Raw genomic sequence first — 26,555 nt, 5'->3', positions numbered from 1 at the left:
CACCCCCGAAGAGGCAATGCCTCAAGGGTTACGCGTTCGCCCCAGCTGAGCGCAGCGAGGCGAAGGCGGCGTATGCCCGCGCTCGACGCGAGCTGCAGCGCTAGAGAAGTGATGAGCCCAAACGTAGAGGCGCGTCGCCTGGAATGCGCGAAACGAATCAAGCGTCCGCCAGCGGCGTCAGCAGCGCCCGTAGCTGCGCGGCGCGTGCGGCGATGGCGGCGCGCTGCTCCTCGTCCAGCCGCTCCAGGCTGCGCCATTGCAGCGCCGCGCGGGGATGGTCGGCGAAGCGCCGCGCGTGGCGCAGCAGGAAGTCCCAGTACAAGGTGGTGAACGGACAGGCGTCCTCGCCGCTGGCCGCGCCCGGGTCGTAGCGGCAGCCCTGGCAGTAGTTGGACATGCGCTGGATGTAGCGGCCCGAGGCGGCATAGGGCTTGGACACCATGCGCCCGCCATCGGCGAACTGGCTCATGCCCAGCGTATTGGGCAGCTCCACCCATTCGACCGCATCGACATAGACCGCCAGATACCAGGCGTGGATCTGCGCCGGCGCGACGCCGAGCATCAGCGCGAACGCACCGGTCACCATCAACCGCTGGATGTGGTGGGCATAGCCCAGCTGCAGGGTCTGCTGCAGCGTCTGGCGCATGCACACCATGTGCGTGCGCCCGTCCCAGTAGAAGGCCGGCAGCGGCTGCCGCGCGTCCAGCGCGTTGTCCTGGGCGAAGGCCGGCATGCGCAGCCAGTACACCCCGCGCACGAACTCGCGCCATCCGATCACCTGGCGCACGAAGCCCTCCACCGCCTCGATCGGCGCATGACCGTCGCGCCAGGCGCGCACCGCCGCCTCGACCACCACGCGTGGGGAAATCAGCTTGAGGTTCATCGCCGCCGACAGCAGCGCATGGAACAGCCACGGCTGATCGGTCCACATCGCATCCTGGTAGCGGCCGAAGTGCGGCAGGCGCAGCGCGACGAAGTCGTCCAGCGCCTGCCGCGCCTGCGCCGGGGTGAGCGGCCAGTCGAAGCGCGACAGGTCGCCGGGCCGGTCGCCGAAGCGCGCGCGCACCAGCGCGATCACCTCGCCGGTCACCGCATCGGGCGGGAAGGCGGCCGGCGCCGGCACCTTCTGCGGCCCGGTCTTGCCGAAGGACTTGCGGTTGTCCGCGTCGAAGTTCCAGCGCCCGGCCACCGGCTGCGCGCCGTCCATCAGCACCTGCTCGCGGCGGCGGATCCAGCGGTAGAAGTGCTCCATGCGCAGCTCGCGCCGGCCGCGCGCCCAGTCGGCGAAGTCGGCCGGATCGCAGAAGAAATGCAGGTCCGGCCGCTCGCTCCAGGCGAGGCCGGCCTCGGCCACCACCCGCGGCAGCGACTGCGCCAGGCGCCATTCGCCCGGCCTGACGGCGACGACCTTCTCCGGCCGCAGCGCGGCCAGGTCGTGCGCCAGCGCATCTTCGAGCGTGGCGAAGTCGTGGCGGTCCAGTGCGCGGTACTCCACGCGCCAGCCGCGGGCCCGCAGCGCATCGCGGAAGTGGCGCATGGCCGCCAGGAACACCGCGATGCGCGGCTGGGTGCTCCACACATGCGAGGCCTCGTGCGCGACTTCGGCCATCCACACCGCGTCGCGGTCCGGGTCGAAGTCGTGCAGTGCGGCCGAGTCGGGGTCGAGCTGGTCGCCCAGCACCACCACCAGATGGCGCAGGCCGGGCCGCGCGCGCATTGCTTTCAGCCCGCGCGCTCGGCGGACGCGGCGCTGTCCTGTTCGACCGCCATCAGCGCAAGCGAGCGGCCCAGCGCGGTCCAGGCCGCGCCGGCCGGCACCGCGAGCGCGTTGCTGCGGCCGCTGGTGTCGATCTGCACGCGCCAGTGCTCACCCTCGACCGTGGGCAGATGGAACACCACATCCTCGGGGCTGGCGTTGAGCAGCATCAGCAGGGTCACGTTGGCCGCCACCTGACGCAGGCCGCTGGCCGGCGCGCGGCCGTCCAGGCGCATCATCAGCGCGCGCGCCTGCGGGTTGTGCCAGTCCTCCTCGGCCATCTCGGTGCCGTCCGGGAACATCCAGGTCACGTCCTTGATGCCCAGCTCCTCGTCGAACTTGCCATCGAAGAAGCGCGCGCGGTGCAGCAGCGGATAGCGCCGGCGCAGCGCGGTCAGGCGCTGCACGAACCGGGTCAGCTCCGCGCCGTCCGGCGAGGCGGCGGCCGCCCAGTCCAGCCAGCTGATCGCGTTGTCCTGGCAGTAGGCGTTGTTGTTGCCGCCCTGGGTGCGGCCGAACTCATCGCCGGCCTGCAGCATCGGCGTGCCCTGCGACAGCAGCAGCGTCGCCAGCAGGTTGCGCTGCTGGCGCGCGCGCACCGCGTTGATCTGCGCGTCGTCGGTGGGTCCCTCGACGCCGTAGTTGCACGACAGGTTGTTGTCGGTGCCGTCCCGGTTGTCCTCGCCGTTGGCTTCGTTGTGCTTCTCGTTGTAGCTGACCAGGTCGCGCAGGGTGAAGCCGTCGTGGGCGGTGACGAAGTTCACCGAGGCGCCGGGCCGGCGGCCGCGGCGGTTGAACAGGTCGGCGCTGCCGGTCAGGCGCGTGGCCAGCTCGGAAAGCTTGCCCTCGTCGCCGCGCCAGAACGCGCGCACGTTGTCGCGGAACTTGTCGTTCCACTCCACCCAGCCCGGCGGGAAGCCGCCGACCTGGTAGCCGCCGGGGCCGACGTCCCAGGGCTCGGCGATCAGCTTGACCTGGCTCAGCAGCGGATCCTGCCGGCACGCGGCGAGGAAGCCGCTGGAAGGATCGAAGCCGTGCCGCTCGCGCCCCAGGATCGTGGCCAGATCGAAGCGGAAGCCGTCCACGTGCATCTCGGCGACCCAGTAGCGCAGCGAATCCATCACCATGCGCAGCGCGCCGGCGTTGGTCAGGTCGAAGGTGTTCCCGGTGCCGGTGTCGTTGATGTAGTAGCGGCGGTCGTCGGCCAGGCGGTAGTAGCTGGCGTTGTCGATGCCCTTGAACGACAGCGTCGGCCCCATCTGGTTGCCCTCGGCGGTGTGGTTGTAGACCACATCCAGCAGCACCTCCAGCCCGGCGTGGTGCAGGCGCGCGACCATCTGCTTGAACTCGTGCACCGAGCCGGTGGCCATGTAGCGCGAGTGCGGGGCGAAGAAGCCCAGGGTGTTGTAGCCCCAATAGTTGGACAGGTCCTGCTCGAGCAGATGCTGGTCGTCGGCGAAGGCGTGCACGGGCAGCAGTTCGACCGCGGTCACGCCCAGGCCCTGGATGTACTCGACCAGCTCGTCGTTCTTCAGCGCCGAGAAGGTGCCGCGCAGATTCTCGTCCACGCCCGGGTGGGTCATGCTCAGGCCGCGGATATGGGCCTCGTAGATCACCGTGCGCTGCCAGGGCGTGAGCAGGCGCTTGTCGTTGCCCCAGGTGAAGGCCGGATCGATCACCGCGCACTTGGGCATGTAGCCGGCGCTGTCGCGGCGGTCGAAGGACAGGTCCTTGTCCTTGTGGCCCACGGTGTAGCCGAACAGGTGCGGCGCCCACTTGGGCTCGCCCACGATCTGCTTGGCGTACGGGTCCAGCAGCAGCTTGTACGGGTTGAAGCGATGGCCGGCGTCGGGCGCGTACGGACCGTGCACGCGATAGCCGTAGAGCTGGCCGGGCCGCGCGTCGGGCAGGTAGCCGTGCCAGATCTCGTCGGTGTATTCGGGCAGCACGATGCGCTCGGCCTCGCGCCCGCGCTCGTCGAACAGGCACAGCTCCACGCGCGTGGCGTTGGCCGAATACAGGGCGAAGTTCACGCCCAGCCCGTCCCAGGTGGCCCCCAGCGGGAAGGGCCGGCCCTCGCGGATGCGCGAGCGGCGGACCGGGCGACGCTTGTCCTGGGCGCGGGCCGGCCGGGTGCGGGGGGGCACGAGGGTCACGGCGTGTCAGCGTCCTCAGATCGGGGCGTCAGGGTCGAGCCGCTCTGCTCGGCCACGCGCGATTCGGCATCGGCCAGGCGTTCGGCCATGGCCCAGTGTCGCGCGGACTGGCCGTCGGGGCGACCCTCGGCTTCCCAGATCTCGTGAGCCAGCTGTTCGATGCGGAGCCTGCGGGCATTGGGGTCCATGGCGAAACGTCATTCAGGGGCGACCAGCACGGCCACCGGGGCATGGGCGAACAACTCGGACAGCGCGATGCGTCCCGAGGGTATCTGCAGCACGCGCCCATCGGGCAGGCTGTGCCAGGTTCCATCGGGAACGGGCAGCGCCCCATCCTGCCACCAGTCTGCCGGCAGCTGCGGCACGGCGGCGTCGACGAGACCCTCGGCCACCAGCCGCGGCACCGCGACCACCAGGCGCTGGCCCTCGTGCTGGCGGCGGAAGGCCAGCACCTGCCCGGCGCGCGGCCCCTCGGCGTGCAGCACGCGATAGTCGCCGCGGCCGAACAGCTCGGGCAGCCGTGCGCGCAGCTGCAGCAGCAGCGCGACCAGGCGCGCCTTGGCCCGGCCGCTGCGCCAGTCCTGCAGCAGCGCGGCCCAGGAGGCCTCGTCGGCCAGCCAGCGGCGGCGCAGGTCGAAGTCCACCGGCCGACGGTTGTCCGGATCGACCAGCGACAGGTCCCAGCCCTCGGTGCCCTGATAGAGATCGGGCACGCCGGGCGCGGTCAGCCGCAGCGTGGTCTGGGCCAGGCCGTTGACCGCGCCGGCCGCGCCGATCGACTGCGCGGCGCCGTGCAGGGCGGTGCGCAGTGACTTGCCTTCGGGTGCGACCAGTGCCAGGTCGAGCAACGCGCGTGCGGCGCTCTCGTAGGCTTCGTTGGGCTCGGTCCAGGTGCTGTGCAGCTTGGCCTCGCGCAGCGCCTTGGTCTGCCACTGGGCCACGCGCTCGGCGAAGGCCGCCAGACCGTCGGCATCGTCCACGCCCAGTTCCAGCGGCCAGGCGCCGATCAGTGTCTGCCACAGCATCAACGCATCGCCCGGCGAACAGGCATCCGCGCTGATCCGCACGCCGGCCAGCGCGTTGAAGGTCTCCACCTGCTCGGCCCACCACGGCGCGCGGCCGCTCAGCACCGCCAGGCGCATGCGCACGTCTTCACCGCGCTTGTGGTCGTGGGTGGCGGTGGCGAGCATCGCGCGCTGGTGCCCGGCGGCATGCGCCTGGACGCTGGTATGGAAGACCTGTGGATCGGTCGCCAGATGCTGCGGATGCGAGCCGACCTCGTTGCGCGAGAGCAGCACGCCGTGGCGATAGAAGGCCGTGTCCTCCACCGACTTGGCGTTGAGCGGCGCGGACAGCTGCTCCAGCCGCCGGCGCAGCACGCGGCGCAGGCTGCGCTGCACGTTGGGCGTATCGGGGTCATCGTGCATCCAGCGCTGCAGCGCGTCGATGGCGGCCTGCACGCGCGGATTGGCGTGTTCGCGCGCGGCCTGCGCGGCGCGCGCGAACAGCGCCGCATCGCCCTCGTCCAGCCCATCGTTGCCGGCATAGGTACGGTACACGGGGAAGCGCCGCATCACCGCGGTCAGCGCCTTGCCCATCATCTGCGGGCTGAACTCGCGGCAGATCGGGTCCAGATGCGCGCAGGCCACCGCGGCCTGCTGGGCGCGGGTGAACTCGGCCTGCAGCGAGGCGTCCAGGATCTCGCCACGCGCCTGGAATTCCTCCTGCGCAAAGTCCCCACTGCGCCCGCTCACACGCTGCCACAGCGCGGTGAGCGCCGCCTCGCCGTCCGCGTCGTGCAGCACGCCGGAGACCTGGTCCATGAAGTCGTAGCCGGTGGTGCCCTGCACCGGCCAGTCGCGCGGCAGCGTCTCGCCGGGCGCCAGGATCTTCTCCACCAGCAGGGTCACCTTGCCCGGGCGCAGGCCACGCTTGCGCCCGGCCTTGTCGACCTGCGCGCGCAGTCGGCGCAGGTAGCCTCGCGGGTCGGCCAGGCCGTCGACGTGATCCAGGCGCAGGCCATCGAGCACGCCCTCGGCGATCAGCCGCAGCGGCAGCGCGTGCACGGCGGCGAACACATCCGGCCGCTCCACGCGGATGGCCGCCAAGGACGTGATGTCGAAGAAGCGCCGGTAGTTGACCATGTCGTTGCCGACCGCCCACCACGCCAGCCGATAGGACTGGCGTTCGAGCAGCCGGTGCAGCGTGCTCTCCCCGCGCGCGGTGCCCTGGCTGATGCGCCAGGCCCAGTCGCGGCGCAGCGCCAGATCCGCAGGGACCGCCGCGCCGTCCACGCGCACCGGGAAGCAGGCGTCGTGGTGTTCCAGCTGCAGCTCGCCGGCCGCGGACACGCCCAGCTTGAGCGCGCCTTCGGCCAGCGCCTGCGCATAGGGCCGGTCCAGCACCGGCAGCCAGAGCTTGCCGTCGTGGCCGGGGCTGCGCCAGTCGATGTCGAACCAGTCGGCATGCTTGCTGCGGCGGCCGTGCTTGAGCACATCCCACCACCACGGATTGGTCGCGTGGGCGGCCATGTGGTTGGGCACGATGTCCAGCAGCAGGCCCATGTCGTGCGCGCGCACCGCCGCGTGCAGCGCCATCAGCCCCTGCTCGCCCCCCAGCTCAGGATTGACGCGGGTCGGGTCGGTGACGTCGTAGCCATGGGTCGAGCCGGCCACGGCCGTGCCGATCGGCGACAGATAGAGATGGCTCACGCCCAGCTGCGCGTAGTACGGCACCTGCGCGGCGGCATCGTGCAGGGTGAAGCCCTCATGCAGCTGCAGGCGCGCGGTGGCGCGTAACTCGGTCATGGCGTCCCCTCGCCGCGTGCGGTGGCGAACGCGGCCAGCGCCGCATCCAGGTGTGGCGTGTCCTGCGGCAGGCGCCGCGACCAGTTGGGATGGCCTTCGACCACGCCGGGCAGATTGGGCTGTTCTTCCAGGCCCAGCGCGTCCTCGGCCGGCAGCAGCGCCAGCGGTGCCGGGCCGTGCGCGGCGAAGGCCAGCCAGCTGGCCAGCGTCTGGCCATCGCCGCCGTCGGCGCGCACCTGCGCCTGCAGGCGCGCGACGTCCTGGCTGCGCTGGGCGTCTTCGGCGGCGCGGTCGATCCGGCCGCCGGTGCCCAGCCGTTCGCGCCAGTCCAGGTCGCGGCCGATGCGCCAGCCGGCCAGCGTCGGCAGGTCGTGCGTGGTCGTGGTGGCCACCGCCGAGCGGCGCCACTGCGCCGGCGGCAGGAAGGCGCCGTCCGCGTCGCGGGTGAACATCAGCACGTCGATGCCCAGCACGCCGTGCGCGGCCAGCACCTCGCGCAGGCCATCGGGCACCACGCCCAGGTCCTCGCCGATCACGACGCAGCGCTGGCGCCAGGATTCCAGCGCCAGCAGCCGCAGTAGGTCCTCAAAGGGATAGCGCAGATACACGCCGTCGCCGGCGCTGCCGCCGTCGGGCAGTACCCATAGCCGCAGCAGCCCGAGGATGTGGTCGATGCGCACGCCGCCGCGCTCGTGCATCACCGCGCGCAGCAGCGCGATGAAGGGCGCGAAGCCGCTGGCGCGCAGGCCGGCCGGCGAATAACTGCCGATGCCCCAGGCCTGGCCGTCGGCGTTGAAGGCGTCCGGCGGCGCGCCCAGCACCAGGCCGTGCAGCACCGCCTGCGGCCACGCCGCCGCCTCGGCGCCGTGCGGATCGAAGCCCACCGCCAGGTCGCTGATCAGGCCCAGGCGCATGCCCGCCGCACGGGCCTGCCGCTGCACGTCCTGCCAGCTGCGCGCGGCCAGCCACTGCGCATAGCGGTGCAGGCCGGGATCGCCGTCGCCGGCATCGGCCGCGGCAAAGGTCACGTGCTGCTCCAGCGCCGGCCCGCCGTCCGCGATGAAGGCCTGCAGATCCGCCTGCAGCGCCTCGGGCAAGGCCTGCTCGCGCAGCGCGCGCAGCCAGGCCCACTTGGCCTGCGCACCGCCGTGCCAATCGACCAGCGCGGCCGCGTTCAACTGGGCCAGGCGCGCCTCGAGCCCAGCCGCCTGCAGGGCCTGCCGCGCCAACGCCTCGCCCAGCACCAGCGCCGGTGCGGCATATAGTGGATCGAAGAAGCGCCGGTCGCTGGGCGAATACGGGCTGTAATGCCGCTGCAGCGGCCGCGCGGCATGGATCGGGCTCAGCGCCAGCGCATCGCCGCCGGCGGCGGCCACGCGCCGCGCCCAGTCCAGCGCGCCCTGCGCATCGCCGATGGAGGCATCCAGCGGCGTGCGCGCCGAATAGACCTGCAGCCCCACGCCCCAGGCGCGCGGCTGCGCCACCCCGCAGGCATCGGCCACCGACCAGCAGCGCGTGGGCGCGATGGCCAGCGCGATGCCGTCTTCGCCGGCGCCTTCGCACAGCACGCGGTAGTAGCCGGGCACCGCGACAGGGCCAAGCGCGCCCTGCGCATCGAAGCGGCCTTCCTGGGCCTGGCCGTGCTCATCGAGCAGCTTGTACGCGGCGCCCGGCCGGCCCTCGACGGCCACCGGCGTATCGACTACCGCGGTCCGCAGCGCCGGCCGGCCCTGCATGGCTTCCAGCCGGCGCTGGCTGTCGGCGCACTGCGCCGGCGTGGCGCAGGGCAGCTCCATCGCCTCGAGCACGGCGCGCAGCGTCGTATCGGCCACCTTGCGCGGCTGGCTGGCCACGTCGACCCAGTCGACCAGCAGGCCGGCGGCGTCGGCCAGCGCGTGCAGCGCGTCGGCGCTCATGCCTGCGCGTCCTGCCACCACGCGCGCAAGGAGTTCGGGCCCAGCGCATCGCTGTCGGCATCGGCGCCTTCGGCATGCAGCAGACGCGCGCCGGCCGGCACGGGCACGGTCAGCGGCGCGGTGCCCAGGTTGAATTCCACCTGCAGCACCGCCGTGCCCAGCTGCCAGCGCGCGACGATGGCGCCCGGCGCCAGCACCTGCGCGCCCAGCGCGCGCGCCTGATCCAGATGCGGCACCAGCTGCGTGGCGCGCACCTGCAGCAGCTGCGCGAACCATTCGGCGAACGCCGCGCCCTCGCCGCGCAGCGACTCGCCGATGTCCACCCTGGACACCTCGAAGGTCTGCACCGCGTTGGGGTCCGGGATGCTCGCCCGCACCGCAGGATTGGCGAACGCGGCGAACTGCGCGAACTCGCGCCGCCGGCCCTCGCGCACCGCCTCGTCCAGCGGCGCCTGGTAATCGGTGAAGAACTGGAACGGCTGCCGCGCGCCCCAGGGCTCGCCCATGAAGAACAGCGGGATCATCGGCGTCAGCGCGGTCAGCGCCAGCGCCACGCGCAGCGCCGACGGGGCGACCTGGGTGATCAGGCGATCGCCCATCGCCCGGTTGCCGATCTGGTCATGGTTCTGCGCGAACACCACGAACTTGGTCGGCGGCAGATGGCCGGACGGCTCGCCGCGCACATGGCCGCGCGGATCGGGCTGGCCCTGGTAGGCGAAGCCCTCGCCCAGCACGCGCGCCAGGTGCCCGCTGGCATCGTCGGCGAAGGCGGCGTAATAGCCCTCGTCCTCGCCGGTCAGCAGCACGTGCAGGGCATTGTGGAAGTCGTCGTCCCACTGCGCGGTGTAGCCGTCGGCCAGGCGGAAGGCCTGATTGGCCTCGTTTTCCAGCACCAGGTGCACGTGGCGCCCTTCGGCCACGCTGGCGAGGATGGCCTGGCGCAGGGTCTCCAGGAAATCGTTGGGCACGATCGCGTGCACCGCATCCAGGCGCAGACCGTCGAAGCGATATTCGTGCAGCCACATCAGCGCGTTGTCGATGAAGTAGCGCTGCACCGCCTCCTGGCGGAAGTCGATGGCCGGGCCCCACGGCGTGTGCGCATCGGCGTTGAAGAAGGTCTCGGCGTACTGGTGCAGGTAGTTGCCGTCCGGGCCGAAGTGGTTGTAGACCGCGTCCAGCAGCACCATCAGGCCGTGGCCGTGGGCAGCGTCGATCAGCGCCTTGAGTTCGTCCGGGCTGCCGTAGGCCGCCGCCGGCGCGTACGGCAGCACACCGTCGTAGCCCCAGTTGCGCGTGCCGGGAAAGGCGTTGAGCGGCATCAGCTCGATCGCGGTAATGCCCAGCTCGACCAGGCGCGGCAGCTGCGCCATCACCCCGGCATAGCCACCGCTGGTGCCCACGTGCAGCTCGTAGAGTACCGCCTCGCGCCAGGGCCGGCCCTGCCAGCCCGCGTGTTGCCAAACATAAGCGTCGACATCGACGACGACGCTGGGGCCGTGCACGTCCTCGGGCTGCCAGCGCGAGGCCGGGTCCGGCACCGGTTCGGCATCGTCGATGCGATAGCGGTAGCGCGTGCCGGGCGGCAGTGGCAGGACCGCATCGAAGCTGCCGTCGTCGCGGCGCGTCAGCGGCTGGGATGCCTGCCCTTCCACCTCCAGCCGCACCTGGCGCGCGTCCGGCGCCCACAGCCGGAACCGCGTCTGCCCGTCGGCGCATGCGACCGCGCCGAGCCACGAACTGCCCGGATGCTCCCCCTGGCCCGGCATCAGACCGCTCGCAGCCAGATGGTGGAAAGGGGGGGCAGCGCCAGCGAGAGCGACTGCGCATGCCCGTGCATGGGCACCGGCTCGGTGCTCACCGCCCCGGCGTTGCCGACGTTGGAGCCGCCGTAGTGGCCGCTGTCGGTATTGAGGATCTCGCGCCACTGACCGGCACGCGGCACACCGACGCGATAGCCGTAGCGCGGCATCGGGGTGAAGTTGCTCACCGCCAGCACCGGCGCGCCGTCGCCATCGCGATCGAAGCGGACGAAGGCGAACACGCTGTTGGCGTGGTCGTCGCCCACCGACCAGTCGAAGCCCGCAGGGGTGTGGTCGTTGCGGTACAGCGCCGGCTCGGCGCACAGCAGGCGGTTGAGGTCGCCCACCAGCTGCGCCAGGCCGTGATGCTCGTGCTGCTGCATCAGCCCCCAGTCCAGCTGCGTGTCGTGGTTCCACTCCGACCACTGGCCGAACTCGCCGCCCATGAAGAGCAGCTTGCGGCCCGGATGGGCCCACATGAAGCCGAAGTACGCGCGCAGGTTGGCGAAGCGCTGCCAGGCATCGCCCGGCATGCGCGTGAGCAGCGAGCCCTTGCCGTGCACCACTTCATCGTGCGAGAGCGGCAGCACGAAGCGTTCGGAGAACGCATAGACCATGCCGAAGGTCATCTCGCTGTGGTGATGCTTGCGGTGGATGGGATCGCGCTTCATGTACTCGAGCGTGTCGTGCATCCAGCCCATGTTCCACTTGTGGGTGAAGCCCAGGCCGCCGTGCTCCGGCGGCTGCGTCACCCCGCCCCAGGCGGTGGACTCCTCGGCGATCATCATCACGCCGGGGAAGCGGCGGCCGACCTCGCCATTGAGCCGGCGGATGAACTCCACCGCCTCCAGGTTCTCGCGACCGCCGTGCTGGTTGGGCACCCACTCGCCCTCGCTGCGGCTGTAGTCGCGGTAGAGCATCGAAGCCACCGCGTCCACGCGCAGGCCGTCGATGTGATAGCGCTCGATCCACTCCAGCGCACTGCCGACCAGATAGGCCGAGACCTCGTGCCGCCCGTAGTTGTAGATCAGGGTGTTCCAGTCCTTGTGGAAGCCCTCCTTGGGATCGGCATGCTCGTACAGCGCGGTGCCGTCGAAGCGCTGCAGGCCGTGCGCGTCGTTGGGGAAATGCGCGCTGACCCAGTCCAGGATCACGCCGATGCCGGCGTTGTGGCAGGCATCGACGAAGCGGGCGAAGCCTTCCGGGCTGCCATAGCGCGCGGTCGGCGCGTACATGCCCAGCGGCTGATAGCCCCAGGAACCGCCGAAGGGATACTCGGTGATCGGCAGCAGTTCGATATGGGTGAAGCCCAGCCACTGCACGTACGGGATCAGCGCATCGGCCAGCTCGTCCCAGTTCATGTGCCGGCCGTCCTCGCGCAGGCGCCAGGAACCGGCGTGCAGCTCGTAGATCGCGATCGGCTCGGGCGTGGTCGCGCGGGCCGCGCGGCGCGCCATCCATTCCACGTCGGTCCAGGCGAAGGCTTCGGCCTCGGGCACCACCGAGGCGGTGGCCGGCGGCAGTTCGCACTGGCGGGCCATCGGGTCGGCCTTGTGCGGCAGGCGGGTGCCGTCGGCCGCGGTGATCTCGTACTTGTAGCGCATGCCCGGCACGATGCCGGGCAGGAACAGCTCCCACACCCCGCCATCGTGGCGCAGGCGCATCGGATGACGGCGCCCGTCCCAGCCGTTGAAGTCGCCGACCACCGACACGCGCCGCGCATTGGGCGCCCACACCGCGAAGCGCACCCCGTCCACGCCCTCGTGGGTCACGCGGTGCGCGCCCAGCGCCAGCCGCGCCGACTCGCCATCGCCGGAGACGATGCCGTGCAGCCATTCCTGCTGCAGCGCCGGGCCGAAGCGGTAGGGATCCTCGATCTCCTCCAGCGCCTCGGGCCAGGCGATGCGCAGACGGTAGGCCATCTGCGTGGGCAGCTCGGCCTCGAACAGGCCGGCCGGATGCACGCAGCGCATCAGCGCCACGACCTTGCCCTGCGCATTGAGCACGGCCATGGCCTCGGCGCCCTGCGCCATCGCCACAATCCGCATCCCGCCGCTGCCGGTGGCGCGCGGGCCAAGCAGGGCGAACGGATCGCCGTCGTGGCCATCGACCAGCGCCTGCAGCCGCGGGTCGAGCGGCGCATCGGCGCGTGTCTGCGAAGCATCGCCTTCGCCGGCGGTGATCACCTTGGCCCTCTGCCCGGCCCGGTCGGACTCACTCATGCCAGCGCCGCGGTGCGGTCGTAGAGGGCCAGATACTTGCTGCCCGCCACGTCCCAGCCGCTGGGCTTGAGCATGGCCGCGCGGCGCATGGCCTGGATCAGGCCCGGCAGGCGGAAGGTGCGGAAGGCGCGCGCCAGGCAGCGACGCAGCGCGTCGGCCGACGGCTCCTGGAACAGGAAGCCGGTCACGCCATCGTCCACCGTGTCGATCAGCCCGCCGGTGGCGTGGGCGATGGGCAGGCTGCCGAAGCGCTGGGCGTACATCTGGCTCAGACCACAGGGTTCGAAACGGGAAGGCATCAACAGGAAATCCGAGCCGGCGAACATGCGCCGAGCCAATTGTTCCTCGAAGCCGATGAAGGCGCCGACATGACCGGGGTAGCGGCGCGTCAGCGCCAGCACGCTCTGCTCGATCTGCGGCTCGCCGCCGCCGATCACCACGATCTGCCCGCCGGCGGCCACGATCTGCGGGGCGACCTCGCAGATCAGGTCCAGCCCCTTCTGGTGGACCAGGCGCGAGACCACGGCGAACAGCGGGCCGTCACGCTCGGGCAGGCCGAACTCGCGCCGGACCTGGCTCGCGTTGGCCTTGCGGCCGGCCCAGTCGTGCAGGTTGAAGTGCGCCTGCAGATGGTTGTCGGTGCTCGGGTCCCAGCTGGCGTCGATGCCGTTGAGGATGCCGGTCAGGCCGCCGGCCGCGGCGCGGCGCGCCAGCAGCCGGTCCAGGCCGCAGCCCATCGCCGGCAGGGTGATCTGCGCGGCGTAGCTGACGCTGACGGTGTTGACGTGCGCGGCATGCACGATGCCGCCGCGCAGGAAGGACATCTGGCCGTAGAACTCCAGGTCCGCGCGCGCCGCCTCGGGGATGCCCAGCAGCGGCGCCACCGCGTGCGGGAACAGGCCCTGGTAGGCCAGGTTGTGGATGGTCAGCAGGCAAGGCGTGCTGCCGCCGGACCACTTCACATAGGCCGAGGCCAGCGCGCACGGCCAATCGTTGAGGTGCAGCAGGTCCGGCGCCCAGTCCAAGCCGGCGCGGCCGCCGGCGATCTCGGCCGCGGCATGCGAGAGCGTGGCGAAGCGCACGGCATTGTCTTCCCACTCCGCGCCCAGGCTGGACACGTAGGGCGAGCCTTCGCGTTCGAACAGCTCCGGGCAGATCAGCACATAGACCGGCAAGCCATCGTCCAGCGTGGTGTAGCCCAGCGCGCAGGCCGGCAGACCGGCCTTGGGCGCGATCCGGCCGACCATCTGCAGCTTGCCGGCCTTGGCGCGCACGGCCCGATAGCCGGGAATCAGCACGCGCGCGTCGTAGCGGTGGCGCAGCGCGCGCGGCAGCGAGGCGGCGACGTCGCCCAGCCCGCCGGCCTTGATGAAGTCGGCCATCTCCGAGGTGACGAACAGCGACGTGCGGCGCGGCGAGACGCCGGAGCGCACCGTGTCGGGATCGTTGGCCGCGCGCGGCGCGAACCGGCCGCGCGCATCGCGGGCGCGCAGGGACTCCTGCGACAGCGGCAGCGCGGCGCGGGGTGAAGGCTTCAGGGGACGCGGGGACTCGGGCAGCACAGACGCAGACATGGGGGATCGAACATCCGTCGCAGGAACGAAAGAGGAGAAAGACGGAACAGCAACAGCGAAACGAGCGCGGAGCGAAGAGCCGCCGCAGGCCATTGAGCGACCGGCGACGTGACGCGGGTGAGAGGGAGCGGCGCGGCGGACAAGGGGCCCGTGGGGCGCTGCTCGAATCGAATCTACGAACGCCGCGATAAAAGACGTGTGAACCAAATGCCACGATTTGATGACAGCCGTCAAGCCGCGCGGCGCCGCTTTTTCCTGCGCTCGAGGGTCGGCTCGGACGAGCGGTCGCCGAAGCGGCGCGCACAGAAGATTGGCGAGAATTTGACCATCCCACCATGCGCCAGCGGATGGTGACCGCGACGAGGCCTGCGTCCCGCGCATGGGTGACGGGCGAGTCACATGCGGCCGGACACCGCGACAGCGCGCGTCCGGGCCGCACGCGTGCGACACAAGGCGCCACGCCCGTCGCCTCTGGTGCCGGACGGCGCGATGCACCCTCCCGGGTCCAGCGGACTAGGTCGGCGCTCAAGGAGCTCGTCGGCGCGCGACAGGCAGCCAGGCTGCCTATGCGACGGCCGCCGCCTGTACAGCACCGCTGTCAGACGACGACCTCATTCCGGACGTCCACCATCCCGCGGCCTGGCGCAAGGCGACGCTGGCGCCGCCGCCATCGGGTTGGTCACAATCGGATTGGAACGTTCCCAGGAGCCGCAGGATGTCGCAGCGCTGCACCACCTTCTATCTCGAGATGACCTCGCCGGACGCGCTGCGCGAGAAGCCGCAGCGGCCCGACCTGCAGATCGTCGAGTGCGAAATCCCGCAACCCGAGCTCAACCGCTTCCTCTACGGGCTGGTCGGCAAGGACTGGAACTGGAGCGACATGAACCGCTGGAGCGAGGCCGACTGGCGCGCGCTGGTGGAGCAGGACAGCCACCGCACCTGGGTGGCTTATCACCGCGGCGCCATCGCCGGCTATTACGAGCTGTATCGCCCGGACGGGCGCAACGCCGAGATCCGCTACTTCGGCCTGGCCGGCGCGTTCCTGGGGCACGGCTTCGGCGGGCCACTGCTGAGCCACGCCATCCGCGCCGCCTGGGACTGGCCCGGCACCGAACGCGTCTGGGTCCATACCTGCACCCTCGACCACCCGGCCGCCCTGGCCAACTACCAGGCGCGCGGGCTGCGGATCTACAAGGAAGAACACGCGCCGCTTTGAGTCCGTCCAAATGGGGCCGGCGCGCTCCCTGATCGCCTGACTCCAGCCGCGGCGCCTGGGCCGGCACCCACAGGCACAGCCCCGGACCGTCCGCGAGGAACCGGCCGCAAGACACGAAAGGCCGCGCACAGGCGCGGCGGGCTGGATGCCCAAGGGCCGCAGGTGGCGTATCAGCGCGGCGCGGATCGGGGGAGGTCATCGGGGGAAGGGGCGAGTTTGGTCCCGACGGACGGGCCCTTCGTCGCCGATTCCGTGGATTGGTCGCGTCCAGGCTGGCGCTCCGGGGGGCGCTGGGTATGCTCGGCCGCAACAGGTTTTCCAGGGGTCGGCACCGTGCTTCCGCGATTCTTCTTCTTCGTTCGTGTCGTGGGCGCGTGGCTGCTGACGCTGGCCATCGCCTTCCCGCTGTGGGCGGCGTTCTTCCACCAGTTCCAGGCGCCGCCGGGGGTGATCTTCTGGCTGCTGGCGATCGGGCTGCTGGTCTCGGCGATCATCCGCGTGATCGATCACCTGCACCGCGTGCGCGGCATGGCCGGCGAACTGGACGCGGCGACCCTGTCCAACCGCCAGCGCCGCGTGGTCGACCTGCCGATGGAAGCCGATGCCGCCTTCGCCCTGCTGGAAGGCGCGGTGCGCGAGCTGCCACGCATCACCGCGCTGCAGATCGTCCACGACAGCCTGCGCATCCAGGGCCAGGTGCCACGCCCGGGCTTCGAGCCGCAGCGCAGGATCGCCTGGTACAACCTGCCGGCGCTGTGCGCGATCAAGCGCGACGAAGTCCTGATCACCATCATGCCGGGCGAAGGCACCTGTCGCGCCAGCCTGCGTTGCGAACCCGATGCCGGTGCCTGGCGCGACCTGTACACGGTGGACAAGGGCGTCAACTACGAGCACATCGAGTCGCTGACCCGAGCCATCTCCCGGCGCGTGGCCGAGCGCCGACGCGCCGAACAGGCCGCCGCCGCGCACAACGCCACCGAGAAGGAACTGACCCAGGCGCGCCTGAACCTGCTGCAGGCGCAGGTGGAACCGCATTTCCTCTACAACACGCTGGCCAATGCGCAGGTGCTGGCGGCCACCGACCCACCGCGCGCCGAGCAGATGCTGGGGCACCTGATCCAGTATCTGCGCCGCTCGCTGCCGCGCGAGGAGAACGCGATGTCGCCGCTGGGCGAGGAACTGGAGCGCACCCGCGCTTATCTTGAGATCCTCAAGATCCGCATGGGCGCACGCCTGGACCCGCGCATCGAAGTGCCCGACGCGCTCCATGGCGTGCCGCTGCCGTCGATGATGCTGCAGACCCTGGTGGAGAACGCCATCAAGCACGGCCTGGAGCCCAAGCCCGGCGGCGGCACGCTGTGGATCATGGCGCGCAGCATCGACGAGGGCATCGCGGTGACCGTGGCCGATGACGGCCTGGGCCTCGGCGGCGCGCACAACAGCGGCACCGGCATCGGTCTGACCAACCTGCGCGAACGCCTGCGACTGATCTACGGCCATGCGGCGACTTTCTCGCTGACCTCCAACTTCCCCGCCGGCGTGGCCGCGACGCTGGTGCTGCCGCGCCCGCCGCCGGTCCACGTGCCGCCCTCGCCGGCAGCGGCCACGCCGCCGCCGCTGCCGGCCGCACAGGCCTGCGCCGGAGCCGACGCCCATGGCTGAGTGCGTGGTCGCCGAAGACGAGGACCTGCTGCGCGCCGCGCTGGTCGCGCAGCTGCGCCAGGCCTGGCCACAGCTGGGCATCGGCGCCGAATGCAGCGATGGCGCCAGCGCGCTGGAAGCCATCGCCGAGCGCCAGCCGGACGTGGCCTTCCTCGACATCCGCATGCCGGGCCTGACCGGCATCGAGGTGGCGCGCGCGGTCGCCGATGCCAGCCCGCGCACACAGGTCGTGTTCGTCACCGCCTACGACCAGTACGCAGTGGAAGCCTTCGAGCACGGCGCGGTCGATTACCTGCTCAAGCCGGTCACGCGCGAACGCCTGGACGCCACGGTGCAGCGCCTGCAGGCGCGCACGAAGCCCTCGGCACCGGATGTGGCCGTGCTGGATGCGCTGCTGCAGCGGCTAGCCCCGAGCGCGCGCCCGGCCGCCGCGCCGCTGGCGTGGGTGACGGCCAGCACCGGGCGCGAGACGCGGCTGATCCTGATCGAGGACGTCGCCTACTTCCGTGCCGACCACAAGTACACCGTGGTGATGACCGCGGACGGCGAGGCGTTGCTGCGCACGCCGCTGCGCGAGCTGCTGGGCGCGCTGGATCCGGCGGCGTTCAAGCAGATCCACCGCTCCACCATCGTCAATCTCAAGGCCGTGGCCTCGGTGATCCGCGACGACACCGGCAAGGGCCAGTTGAAGCTGCGCAACCGCCCGGAACTGCTGAGCGTCAGCCAGCCGTTCATGGGCTTGTTCAAGGGCATGTAGCACGTCGCAGCGCGGCCGGTCTCGTGCGGCGCGACGACGGTTTCGCATCCTGGCCGAGCGGGACTGCCAGCCCCCGGTCTGCCTGCGTGCCGGCCCACCGATCACATGACAAGGAGCGCGCCATGCGCCTGTTGACCTCGATTCTCTACTGCATGCTTGCGCTGTTCGGCTGCCACGACGGCAGCAGCAGCACGTCCATCACGCGCAGCCAGCGCGACGGCGTGGATACGCTGTTCAGCCGGACCACGCGCGCGGCCGGCTCGGCGACGTTCCAGTGCGTGCGCAGCGCCAGTGGGCGCTGCCATTACCAGCTGTTCGAGGAGACCTGTCGCGTCGGCACCGACGACAAGCGCGCTTGCGCACGCACACCGGTGGACCAGTTCAGCCTGGGCGCCGGCGAGCAGCGCGTGTTCCAGGGCCTGGACATGCAGGTGAACGAATACGTGCAGGCCGAAGCGCCCGGCCCGGGCACGCGCTGCGCGGGTTGAACGAGCACGCAGTGCCGCCAGGCCGGCGGCACCGCATCCGCCATGCTCAGAACGTGGTGCCGATCGCCATCACCACGTTGTCGTGGTCGGCCAGCACGTCGTAGGGGTTGTCGCCCAGGTAGTTGGTGTAGGCCACCGAGGCGAAGGCGTTGCCGGCGAACTTGGCCGCCAGCCCCAGCGAGACCGTCTTGCGGTCCTGCACCAGGGTGGCGTCCACCGCGTAGCCGTGCACGTCCTGGCCCCAGGTCAGGCTGGGCGACAGCGTGGTGCTGCCCACCGCGTAGTTGAGCTGGCCACGCACGCGATAGCCCCAGGCCATCTTGGTGAAGTAGCCCTTGTTCACGCAGCCCTGCGGGTTCTGCACCGCGCCGCAGCTGCCGTCGAAGCCCTGCGGCGAATAGCCCCAGGCGAAGCCACGGCCATAGCGCGCGACATCCAGCCCGGGCAGGTCCACGTGCTGCCAGGCCGCCTCGCCGACGATGACGCCGCTGCTGGCGCCCAGTACCGGCCCCAGCGTGCGCGTGACCGAGGCCTGCGCCTGCCACTTGTCGAAGCGGTCGTAGCCCTTGAGCAGGAAGCCCGGATCCTGCCCAGCGGTGCGCCCACCGACCGGCCCGCCGTTGCGGGTCAGCGCGGCGAACATGTCGGCGGTGTTGATCTGCACCGGCAGGTCCTGGGTGAAGCTGACCTCGCCGGCGAACTTCCACGCCCCGGCCTTGTGCGAGGCCGACAGGCCCATCAGGGTGAGATCCTCCGGGTACTCCCACGACTCGGTGATCGTGGACAGGCGCTGGGACAGCTGCGCGTAGGCCAGCGGCACGCCGTCGGCCGTCATGCGCGCGACCAGGGTCGGATCGGCGTTGGCCATGTTCGGCGTGGTGGCATTGAGGATCGGCAGGCGCGAGTTGTAGCGCATCCAGTACAGGCCCAGCTCGGTGGCGATGGGCTTGATCGTGTAGTGCGCCGCCACGCCGTACTGGCCGCTGTCCTTGCCCTCGATGTCGCGCCCGCGCGGCAGGTAGGCGCCGACGGCGTTCATGTAGCCATCGCTCAGCCACTGCCCCGCACCGGGCGAATAGGCGTTGATCGGGTAGTAGGCGTTGGACTGCAGGCCCGAACAGCCGTTGTCGATGCCGATGTCCGCGCCGGACCAGAACGTGCCGCACGGATCCAGCTCGGTCGGGCGCCACTTCCACTGGTAGAAGGCCTCCACCGACACGCCGTTGTCGAAGCTGAGCTTGTTCCACCACAGCTCCACCGGCAGCTGGGCCTCGGTGGCCGGATCGGTGCCGGGGCGGCGCAGCGTGGTGTAGTCGTAGGGATTGACCTGGTTGACGCCCTGGAAGAACACCCCCTCGCCCCACTTCACCCGCTGCTTGCCCAGGCGCGAATCCCACGTGGTGGATTCGCCCAGCTTGAAGCGGCCGTAGACATACGCATCCAACAGCATCGCCCCGGAGAACTGGTTGGACTGGGAGAAGTCGTGGTCGCTCAGCGGCGCATTGCCCTTGAAGCCGCTGGGCTGGTTGCCCTGCGGCACGTCGTTGTCCTTCAGCGCGGTGTCGTACCAGGCGCGGCCACTGACGGCCACGCCGAGGTTGCGCCACTTCAGGTCGACCGCGGTGCTGAGCTTGAACAGCGAGGAATACACATCGCCGGCACCGTAGTTGAGGTTGCCGTCGTCCGCGGTATCGGCGCCATCGCCGCCCTTGGCCACGCCGTCGGACCGGAAACCCTTGCCGACCAGATGCTCCGAACGGCCGGTCGTGCGCACGCCCATGCCGTAGGTCGCGCGCGTGGTCCAGGTCCCGGTGACTTCCCCGTCGGCGAGCTTGAATTCGGCCGCATGCAGGGGCGCGGCGATGGCGGTGGCCAGCAGGCACAGCACCGGCACGCGGCGGCACGTGCGGGAGCGGGCGTTCGAGAGCGTCATGCGCGTTACCGATCCGTTAAAAACGGCGTGCTTTATAACACCGAAGACAGGCGCCGCCGCGCATGGTTGCAGCGGTGACCAACCCGGGGCCGGCACGCGCCCCGATCAGCCCGCCAGTTGCGCGGCCTCGATCACATGGCGCCCGGGACGCGCATTCAAGGCCGCATCGACCAGCGCCGCGGCGACGCCTTCGGCGGGGCTGGGCCGGAAGCGGCGCGGCAGCACCGGCGAGAGGGCGTGCAGGACCAGGCCGGCCAGGTGTTCGCCGGTGCGGCGCTGCGCGCGATCGCCCTCGATCAGGCCGGGGCGCACCAGGGTCAGCGACGTGTAGCCCAACGCCTCCAGGTCGCGCTCCACCTCGCCCTTGACCCGGGTGTAGAAGAAGCGCGAGGCGACATCGGCGCCGGTGGCCGAATTCAGCGCATAGGCCAGCGCCCCGCCGGACAGCGCATGGCGCGCGATCGCCACCGGATAGTCGTGATCCACCCGCCTGAACGCCGCGCGCGAACCAGCCTGGCGCATCGTCGTACCCAGCGCGCAGATCACGCTGTCCACCCGCCACCAGTCCGCATCGGCCGGCAGCGCGTCGAAATCCACCACCGGATTGAACAGGCGGGCGTGGGTCATCGGCAGCGGGCGGCGGGTCGGCGCCACCACCCGCGTGACCCGCTCGTCGAGCAGCAGCTGCGAGAGCGTCAGGCCGCCCACCAGCCCGGTCGCACCCGCCAACAGCACCTGCGTCATCGGGTGCGCCCTGCCCGGGGCCGGCTCAGGCATTGACGTCCACCACCACGCGCCCGCGCACCTTGCCGGCGAGCAGGTCGTCGGCCACCTGCGGCACCTCGGCCAGCGCCACCTGCCTGGTGACCGACGCCAGCAAGGCCGGGTCCAGGTCGCGGGCCAGACGCTGCCAGGCGGTCTCGCGCAGCGCCTGCGGCGCATCGACCGAATTGATGCCCGCCAGGGTGACGTTGCGCAGGATGAAGGGCGCCACCGTCGTCGGCAGGTCCATGCCCTGGGCCAGCCCGCAGGCGGTGACCGTGCCGCGCTCGCGGGTCTGCGCCAGCACATTGGCCAGGGTGTGGCTGCCGACGCTGTCCACCGCACCGGCCCAGCGCGCCTTCTGCAGCGGCTTGCCGGGCTCGCCCAGCGGGCCGCGCTCGATCACTTCGGCCGCGCCCAGCGCCTTGAGATGGTCGGCCTCGGCCATGCGCCCGGTCGAGGCGACCACGCGATAGCCCAGCTTGCCGAGCACGGCGATGGCCACCGAACCCACGCCGCCATTGGCGCCGGTGACCAGCACCTCGCCCGCATCGGGGGTCAGGCCGTTGTGCTCCAGCGCCAGCACGCTGAGCATCGCCGTGTAACCGGCGGTGCCGATCGCCATCGCCTGGCGCGTGTCGAAGGCGTCCGGCACGCGCACCAGCCAGTCGCCCGGCACCCGCGCGCGCTGGGCGAAACCGCCGTGGTGGGTCTGGCTCAGTCCCCAGCCGTTGACCAGCACCGCATCCCCGGGCTTGAAGCCGGCATGCGCCGACGCGAGCACGCGCCCGGCTAGATCGATACCGGCAATCAACGGGAACACCTGCATGATCGGCGCCCGGCCTGTCACCGCTAGCGCGTCCTTGTAATTCACCGTGGAGTACTCGACCGCGACGGTGACATCGCCCTCCATCAGATCGCCGTCTTCCAGCGTCACCAGCTCCGGCTGTACCGCGCCGTCGCGCTTGTTCACCAGCAAGGCCTTGAATGCCATGACCCATCCTCCGACCGAAACAGGGCCCCATGCTAGCCAGCGTGGCGTGAGCAAGGAATTGGTCAGCCGCGTACCGCGCTCGCTAGAATCCCTGCATTGCACGAAGCAATGCCATCGCCAGACCGCCCACATGCCAGGATCGGCGCCGCTCGCCACCGCCTTCGCCTCCCCCTCGACGCCGCACGGTCGCGTGAACCTGCTGTGGCCGGGGCTGGCCCTGGCCAGCCTAGCGACCTTCGTCGCCGTGACCATCGTGGTCCACCTGCTGCGCTCGGATCTGGATGTGGTGCGCAATCAGATGAGCCTGTATCTGATCGGGCCCTGGGGCCATCTGCTCCAGTCCGCCTACTGCGTGCTCAGCGTCGGGATGCTGGCGCTGATCTTCGGGCTGCGCGGCAGCCTGCATCCGCGCGCACGCGGCCGGATGCCGATGGCGCTGTTCGTGACCGCCGCGCTGGCCCTGTGCATCACCGCCTATGCGTGGATGGACATGCCCGGCGCGCACACCACCGTGCAGGGGCGCATCCACGTGGGCGCGGCCAGCACGGCCTTCGTCTGCGCCACGGTCGGCCTGATGTGGCAGGCCCACGACTTCCGCCACGATGCCTACTGGCGCGCGCACCGGCGCTGGGCGCTGCCGTGGGCGGCGCTGTGCTTCCTGGCGATCTGGGCCATGGCCTGGTGCCCACCGCCGCTGACCGGACTGGGACAGAAGTCGGTGATCGTGCTGATCCTGGGCTGGCTGATGGCCGTGTCGCTGTGCCTGGTGCGCCGCGGGCGCGGCGCCGGCACCGCCTGACCGAAGGCCCTCAGTGCGCGGCGGACTTGCCGCGCAACTTGCCGACCAGCTGCACCACGCCCAGCACGATCGCGCCGGCCAGCACGCCGATCAGGGCGTTGTAGAGCATGCCCGCCACGCTGGCGGCCACCCCGCCCAGGCTCAGGCTTTCGATGAGGTGATGCAGCGGGCCGATGTTGTGCACCAGGATGCCGCCGCCGACCAGGAACATGGCGATGGTGCCGGCGATGGACAGGAACTTCATCAGCAACGGCGCGGCCACCAACAGGCCACGGCCGATCGATGCCAGCGCGGCGCCCTTGCGCGAGAGCCACAGGCCCAGGTCGTCCAGTTTCACGATCGCCCCGACCAGGCCGTAGACGCCGACGGTCATCAGCAGCGCGATCAGCGCCAGCACGATCACCTCCTCGACGAAGGTCGGCGGCGGCGTGCGCTCGCTCAGTACGCCCAGCGAGAGCACGATGATCTCGGCCGAGAGGATGAAATCGGTCCGCACCGCGCCCTTGATCTTGTCCTTCTCGAACGCGACCACGTCCACGCGCTCATCGGCCAGGCCGCGGGCCTCCTGCGCGTGATGCGCGGCGTCCTCGTCCTTCGAATGCAGGAACTTGTGCGCCAGCTTCTCCACGCCTTCGAAGCACAGATACGCGCCGCCGATCATCATCAGATAAGGGATCGCCACCGGCAGCCAGACGCTGATCGCCAGCGCCACCGGCACCAGAATCGCCTTGTTCAGCAGCGAGCCCTTGGCCACCGCCCACACCACCGGCAGTTCGCGGTTGGCCTTGACCCCGGTGACCTGCTGGGCGTTGAGCGCCAGGTCGTCGCCGAGCACACCGGCGGTCTTCTTCGCGGCGACCTTGGTCATCACCGCCACGTCGTCGAGCATGGTGGCGATATCGTCGAGCAGGGTGAACAGGCTGGCTCCGGCCATTGTGCGGGTCGTCCTGAAGAGGGGGACGGGCATTGTGCATGCCCCCCCATGTCTGCGCACCTGACTCACGCGTCATGTCCTAGGCTCGCAAGCCCCTCCCGGACAGGACCGACGCATGCAGCAGTTCCTCGGCGCACCGCGCGCCATCGTCGCCGACCTCCTCAACGCCACCGCGCAGCTGATGCCGCTGCGCATGAGCGCACCCGATTCGGGCATGCGCATCGTGCTGCAGGCCGAGCCCGACGCCACGAAGGTGGCGGTGCTCTCCGGCGGCGGCTCCGGCCACGAACCCGCCCATGCCGGCTTCGTCGGCCCGGGCATGCTGACCGGCGCCATCGCCGGCGACCTGTTCGCCTCGCCCGGTGTCGAAGCGGTCCTGGCCGCGATCCACGCCTGCCGCCAGGCGCCCGGCGTGCTGCTGGTGATCAAGAACTACACCGGCGATCGGCTCAACTTCGGCCTGGCCGCCGAACGTGCGCGCGCCGAAGGCATCGACGTGGCCACCGTGCTGGTGCGCGACGACATCGCCCTGCCAGATGCCGCCCAGCCGCGCGGCCTGGCCGGCACGGTGCTGGTGCACAAGTATGTCGGGCATCTGGCGGCGCAGGGCATGGCGCTGGCGCAGATCGCCGAACGCGGGCAGGCCTTCGCCGACCGCCTGCTGTCGCTGGGCATGGCGCTCTCCAGCGCCACCGTGCCCGGCCAGCACCAGGGCAAGCGCTCGCCCGAACTCGGCCTGGGCATCCATAACGAACCGGGCGCGCGCAAGGTCGATCCGCAGTCGCTGCAGGATGCGCTGGACCTGGTGCTCTCGCCGTTGCTGGAGGCCGCTGACGCCCGCCTGGGCGCCGACGCGCCGCTGGTGGTGTTTCTCAACGACCTGGGCGGCTGCTCCACGCAAGAGCTCGGCAGCCTGGCCAATGGCGTGATCGCCCGCATCGGCCTGGAACGCATCGCCGTGATGGTGCGACCGGCGGCGCTGATGACCTCGATGGACATGCACGGCTTCTCGATCACCCTGGGCCCGGCCGACGCCGACGTGCTCGAGGCCCTGCGCGCGCCGGTCGAAACGCTGGCCTGGCCCGGCGTCTCAACGCCGCGACCGGTGACCTACTTCGAACCCGAGCGCCCCCAATCCGAACATGCCCCCGGCAGCGGCCGTCGCGATGCCACGCGCGCCAACGCGCTGAAGCAGGCCGCGCAGACCCTGCTGACCGCCAAGGAGGAACTGGATGCGCTCGATGCCAAGGTCGGCGACGGCGACGCCGGATCCACCTTCGCCCAAGGCGCCGCCGCCGTGCGCGCGGCGCTGGAGGCGGACACGCTAAGCACCGGCGAACAGGCAGGCCTGGCGCATGAACTGGCGGCCCTGATCGAACACAGCATGGGCGGGTCCAGCGGCGTGCTGCTGTCGATCATGCTCACCGCCTCCGCACAGGCGCTGGCGGAATCCGCGTCCTGGCCCGAGGCGCTGGAGCGCGGCATCGCCCGCATGCAGGAGACCGGCGGCGCCCGCCAGGGCGACCGCACCATGCTCGACGCCCTCATTCCCGCCATCGCCGCGCTGCGCGAACGGCCCGGCGACTTGCAAGCCGCCGCGGCTGCGGCCCGCGAGGGCGCAGCCGCCACGGCGACGATGCAGAAGGCCCAGGCCGGCCGCTCGGCCTCCGTGCGCGCCGAAGCGCTGGAAGGCGTGGTCGACCCCGGTGCGGAAGCGGTGGCGCGCGCCTTCGAGGCGTTCGCGCAGGCGGCGACCTCAGCGCACAGCGCTTGATCCGTGAGGCTTACCGATTCGAGTGCATCGGCCGCAGCGCTACATTTGCGACGGGCGCACCGCTGAGCGCAGCCTCCGCGCCCACGCCAGGTCCATAACGCAGAACGGCCGGGCAATGCCCGGCCGTTCTGTTGATCTCACGAAGCGCTGCGGATCAGCGGCGGACGCACTGCTTCTCCACGACGCGATCGCCGTGATCGATCTGGTGGTTGCCCTGGATCGTGCGGCCGGCCGCACCGCCGGCGATGGCGCCGCCGACCGTGGCCAGCTTCTTGCCGTTGCCGCCACCAATCTGGTTGCCCAGCAGACCGCCGACTACGGCGCCCGTGGCGGTGCCCAGGATCCGGTTGGAATCCTTGCTGTTCTTGCGGACCTCGACGTTCTTGCAGACCACGCGCGTGCCGTCGTTGAAACGACGGCCCTCGTCCTGCGGCCCGTAGCGCTGGGCCATGGCCGAGGTGGCGATCCCCAGCAGACCAGCGCACACCAACAGGCGGGAAGCGTGGATGTGGGACTTCTTCATGGCAAACCTCGTTTGCGTAACGATACGTGCGGCCATGAAGCCACCAGACATTGCAATCTTTGGTGAAAAACAGGCGACCTCGCGCCACATGTTTAACCGCTGGACTGCAGCGTATGCGCCGGGTGAGTGTGGACGTGAGTCAGGCAGCTTCTCTTTGCTGCTAGCCAGGCCAGAGCCACCGCTACGAGCCGCGAGGCCCCGCTTTAGAAGCGTTCCGGCAACGACCGTCGGTGCGGCCCTTCGACGTGGTCATGCCTTGCCGTCCTGTTCTCCGTTGCATTGCCATTCGGTTTCGGGCTGCCGATGCAAAGCACGGCATCGCCCGCGGGCTCAAGGGCACCGCTTCCATCCGATCCGCCCGCATCGAACGCGCGGGCGTATTGCCTGGCTCTCTGCGTTGCGTCCCAGGCCGCGCGGCAGCTTTGCTTTTCCCAGGCGCAAAAGAAGACCCCCTCAGATCGTTGGATCTGAGGGGGTCTGGGG

At 70.8% G+C, this 26,555-nt stretch carries 19 protein-coding genes; 6 read left to right on the top strand and 13 right to left on the bottom strand.

Annotated features, from left to right (window positions below):
* Positions 1-157: 157 nt before the first annotated feature.
* The 8 genes from WFQ05_RS14470 to glgA are packed head-to-tail and all read right to left on the bottom strand — an operon-like array spanning position 158 to position 14,230.
* Positions 158-1,717 carry a cryptochrome/photolyase family protein gene (locus tag WFQ05_RS14470; protein ID WP_337054330.1) on the bottom strand — a complete coding sequence of 520 codons (1,560 nt, stop codon included), beginning with the start codon at positions 1,715-1,717 and terminating at the stop codon, positions 158-160.
* A 5-nt stretch (positions 1,718-1,722) separates the two neighbouring features.
* The gene (glgX, locus tag WFQ05_RS14465) at positions 1,723-3,903 is read right to left on the bottom strand and encodes a glycogen debranching protein GlgX (RefSeq protein WP_337054466.1); all 2,181 of its coding nucleotides are present in this window, start codon (positions 3,901-3,903) and stop codon (positions 1,723-1,725) included.
* Positions 3,904-3,908: 5 nt separating this feature from the next.
* Positions 3,909-4,100 (bottom strand): DUF2934 domain-containing protein, encoded by a 192-nt coding sequence (locus WFQ05_RS14460; protein WP_130516288.1) that lies wholly within the window; start codon positions 4,098-4,100, stop codon positions 3,909-3,911.
* A gap of 9 nt (positions 4,101-4,109) precedes the next feature.
* A complete protein-coding gene (gene treY, locus WFQ05_RS14455; protein ID WP_337054329.1) occupies positions 4,110-6,719 on the bottom strand; it encodes a malto-oligosyltrehalose synthase in 2,610 nt (869 codons plus the stop codon).
* Positions 6,716-8,635 carry a 4-alpha-glucanotransferase gene (locus tag WFQ05_RS14450; protein ID WP_337054328.1) on the bottom strand — a complete coding sequence of 640 codons (1,920 nt, stop codon included), beginning with the start codon at positions 8,633-8,635 and terminating at the stop codon, positions 6,716-6,718. The genes treY and WFQ05_RS14450 overlap by 4 nt, the downstream gene beginning before the upstream one ends.
* Entirely contained in the window at positions 8,632-10,401 is a 1,770-nt protein-coding gene (treZ, locus tag WFQ05_RS14445; protein ID WP_337054327.1) for a malto-oligosyltrehalose trehalohydrolase, read from the bottom strand. Before treZ ends, WFQ05_RS14450 begins: the two co-directional genes overlap by 4 nt.
* On the bottom strand, positions 10,401-12,656 hold the full coding sequence (glgB, locus tag WFQ05_RS14440; RefSeq protein WP_337054326.1) for a 1,4-alpha-glucan branching protein GlgB: 2,256 nt from the start codon (positions 12,654-12,656) through the stop codon (positions 10,401-10,403). Before glgB ends, treZ begins: the two co-directional genes overlap by 1 nt.
* Positions 12,653-14,230, bottom strand: a complete 1,578-nt coding sequence (gene glgA / locus WFQ05_RS14435; RefSeq protein WP_130525106.1) for a glycogen synthase GlgA — start codon at positions 14,228-14,230, stop codon at positions 12,653-12,655. The genes glgB and glgA overlap by 4 nt, the downstream gene beginning before the upstream one ends.
* A 715-nt stretch (positions 14,231-14,945) precedes the next feature.
* On the opposite strand from glgA, the gene WFQ05_RS14430 reads away from it, so the two are divergent.
* From WFQ05_RS14430 to WFQ05_RS14415, 4 genes are all read left to right on the top strand, one after another.
* Positions 14,946-15,446, top strand: coding sequence for a GNAT family N-acetyltransferase (locus WFQ05_RS14430; protein ID WP_337054325.1), 501 nt, complete (start codon positions 14,946-14,948; stop codon positions 15,444-15,446).
* Positions 15,447-15,779: 333 nt separating this feature from the next.
* A complete protein-coding gene (locus WFQ05_RS14425; protein WP_337054324.1) occupies positions 15,780-17,108 on the top strand; it encodes a histidine kinase in 1,329 nt (442 codons plus the stop codon).
* A complete protein-coding gene (locus tag WFQ05_RS14420) occupies positions 17,101-17,865 on the top strand; it encodes a LytTR family DNA-binding domain-containing protein (RefSeq protein ID WP_337054323.1) in 765 nt (254 codons plus the stop codon). Before WFQ05_RS14425 ends, WFQ05_RS14420 begins: the two co-directional genes overlap by 8 nt.
* A gap of 122 nt (positions 17,866-17,987) precedes the next feature.
* Positions 17,988-18,353, top strand: coding sequence for a hypothetical protein (locus tag WFQ05_RS14415; protein ID WP_337054322.1), 366 nt, complete (start codon positions 17,988-17,990; stop codon positions 18,351-18,353).
* Between the two features lie 46 nt (positions 18,354-18,399).
* On the opposite strand, the gene WFQ05_RS14410 is transcribed toward WFQ05_RS14415, so the two are convergent.
* The 3 genes from WFQ05_RS14410 to WFQ05_RS14400 all read right to left on the bottom strand — a co-directional run bounded on the left by WFQ05_RS14410 (position 18,400) and on the right by WFQ05_RS14400 (position 22,042).
* Entirely contained in the window at positions 18,400-20,286 is a 1,887-nt protein-coding gene (locus tag WFQ05_RS14410; protein WP_337054321.1) for a DUF1302 domain-containing protein, read from the bottom strand.
* A gap of 105 nt (positions 20,287-20,391) precedes the next feature.
* On the bottom strand, positions 20,392-21,030 hold the full coding sequence (locus WFQ05_RS14405; protein WP_337054320.1) for an NAD-dependent dehydratase: 639 nt from the start codon (positions 21,028-21,030) through the stop codon (positions 20,392-20,394).
* Between the two features lie 25 nt (positions 21,031-21,055).
* Positions 21,056-22,042, bottom strand: a complete 987-nt coding sequence (locus tag WFQ05_RS14400; RefSeq protein ID WP_337054319.1) for an MDR family oxidoreductase — start codon at positions 22,040-22,042, stop codon at positions 21,056-21,058.
* 130 nt (positions 22,043-22,172) lie between these two features.
* Between WFQ05_RS14400 and WFQ05_RS14395 the strand changes: the two genes are divergently transcribed.
* On the top strand, positions 22,173-22,841 hold the full coding sequence (locus tag WFQ05_RS14395; RefSeq protein ID WP_165403026.1) for a DUF998 domain-containing protein: 669 nt from the start codon (positions 22,173-22,175) through the stop codon (positions 22,839-22,841).
* 10 nt (positions 22,842-22,851) lie between these two features.
* On the opposite strand, the gene WFQ05_RS14390 is transcribed toward WFQ05_RS14395, so the two are convergent.
* Positions 22,852-23,775, bottom strand: coding sequence for a DUF808 domain-containing protein (locus WFQ05_RS14390; RefSeq protein ID WP_337054318.1), 924 nt, complete (start codon positions 23,773-23,775; stop codon positions 22,852-22,854).
* Between the two features lie 115 nt (positions 23,776-23,890).
* Here WFQ05_RS14390 and WFQ05_RS14385 point away from each other — a divergent pair, with 115 nt between their 5' ends.
* Entirely contained in the window at positions 23,891-25,549 is a 1,659-nt protein-coding gene (locus WFQ05_RS14385; protein ID WP_337054317.1) for a dihydroxyacetone kinase subunit DhaK, read from the top strand.
* A gap of 154 nt (positions 25,550-25,703) precedes the next feature.
* Here WFQ05_RS14385 and WFQ05_RS14380 read toward each other — a convergent pair whose 3' ends face one another.
* A complete protein-coding gene (locus WFQ05_RS14380; protein ID WP_130525117.1) occupies positions 25,704-26,072 on the bottom strand; it encodes a glycine zipper 2TM domain-containing protein in 369 nt (122 codons plus the stop codon).
* Positions 26,073-26,555 lie beyond the last annotated feature (483 nt).

Source organism: Pseudoxanthomonas sp. USHLN014 (assembly GCF_037153335.1).
Lineage (GTDB): Bacteria > Pseudomonadota > Gammaproteobacteria > Xanthomonadales > Xanthomonadaceae > Pseudoxanthomonas_A > Pseudoxanthomonas_A winnipegensis.
The sequence above is the reverse complement of the archived record's forward strand: the minus strand, read 5'-3'. Positions and strand labels throughout refer to the sequence as shown.

Coding starts and splice junctions, on each gene's coding strand:
- WFQ05_RS14470 (WP_337054330.1), bottom strand. CDS start 1,717: ATGCGCGCGCGGCCCGGCCTGCGCCATCTGGTGGTGGTGCTGGGCGAC.
- WFQ05_RS14460 (WP_130516288.1), bottom strand. CDS start 4,100: ATGGACCCCAATGCCCGCAGGCTCCGCATCGAACAGCTGGCTCACGAG.
- treY (WP_337054329.1), bottom strand. CDS start 6,719: ATGACCGAGTTACGCGCCACCGCGCGCCTGCAGCTGCATGAGGGCTTC.
- WFQ05_RS14450 (WP_337054328.1), bottom strand. CDS start 8,635: ATGAGCGCCGACGCGCTGCACGCGCTGGCCGACGCCGCCGGCCTGCTG.
- treZ (WP_337054327.1), bottom strand. CDS start 10,401: ATGCCGGGCCAGGGGGAGCATCCGGGCAGTTCGTGGCTCGGCGCGGTC.
- glgB (WP_337054326.1), bottom strand. CDS start 12,656: ATGAGTGAGTCCGACCGGGCCGGGCAGAGGGCCAAGGTGATCACCGCC.
- glgA (WP_130525106.1), bottom strand. CDS start 14,230: ATGTCTGCGTCTGTGCTGCCCGAGTCCCCGCGTCCCCTGAAGCCTTCA.
- WFQ05_RS14430 (WP_337054325.1), top strand. CDS start 14,946: ATGTCGCAGCGCTGCACCACCTTCTATCTCGAGATGACCTCGCCGGAC.
- WFQ05_RS14420 (WP_337054323.1), top strand. CDS start 17,101: ATGGCTGAGTGCGTGGTCGCCGAAGACGAGGACCTGCTGCGCGCCGCG.
- WFQ05_RS14415 (WP_337054322.1), top strand. CDS start 17,988: ATGCGCCTGTTGACCTCGATTCTCTACTGCATGCTTGCGCTGTTCGGC.
- WFQ05_RS14410 (WP_337054321.1), bottom strand. CDS start 20,286: ATGACGCTCTCGAACGCCCGCTCCCGCACGTGCCGCCGCGTGCCGGTG.
- WFQ05_RS14405 (WP_337054320.1), bottom strand. CDS start 21,030: ATGACGCAGGTGCTGTTGGCGGGTGCGACCGGGCTGGTGGGCGGCCTG.
- WFQ05_RS14400 (WP_337054319.1), bottom strand. CDS start 22,042: ATGGCATTCAAGGCCTTGCTGGTGAACAAGCGCGACGGCGCGGTACAG.
- WFQ05_RS14395 (WP_165403026.1), top strand. CDS start 22,173: ATGCCAGGATCGGCGCCGCTCGCCACCGCCTTCGCCTCCCCCTCGACG.
- WFQ05_RS14390 (WP_337054318.1), bottom strand. CDS start 23,775: ATGGCCGGAGCCAGCCTGTTCACCCTGCTCGACGATATCGCCACCATG.
- WFQ05_RS14385 (WP_337054317.1), top strand. CDS start 23,891: ATGCAGCAGTTCCTCGGCGCACCGCGCGCCATCGTCGCCGACCTCCTC.
- WFQ05_RS14380 (WP_130525117.1), bottom strand. CDS start 26,072: ATGAAGAAGTCCCACATCCACGCTTCCCGCCTGTTGGTGTGCGCTGGT.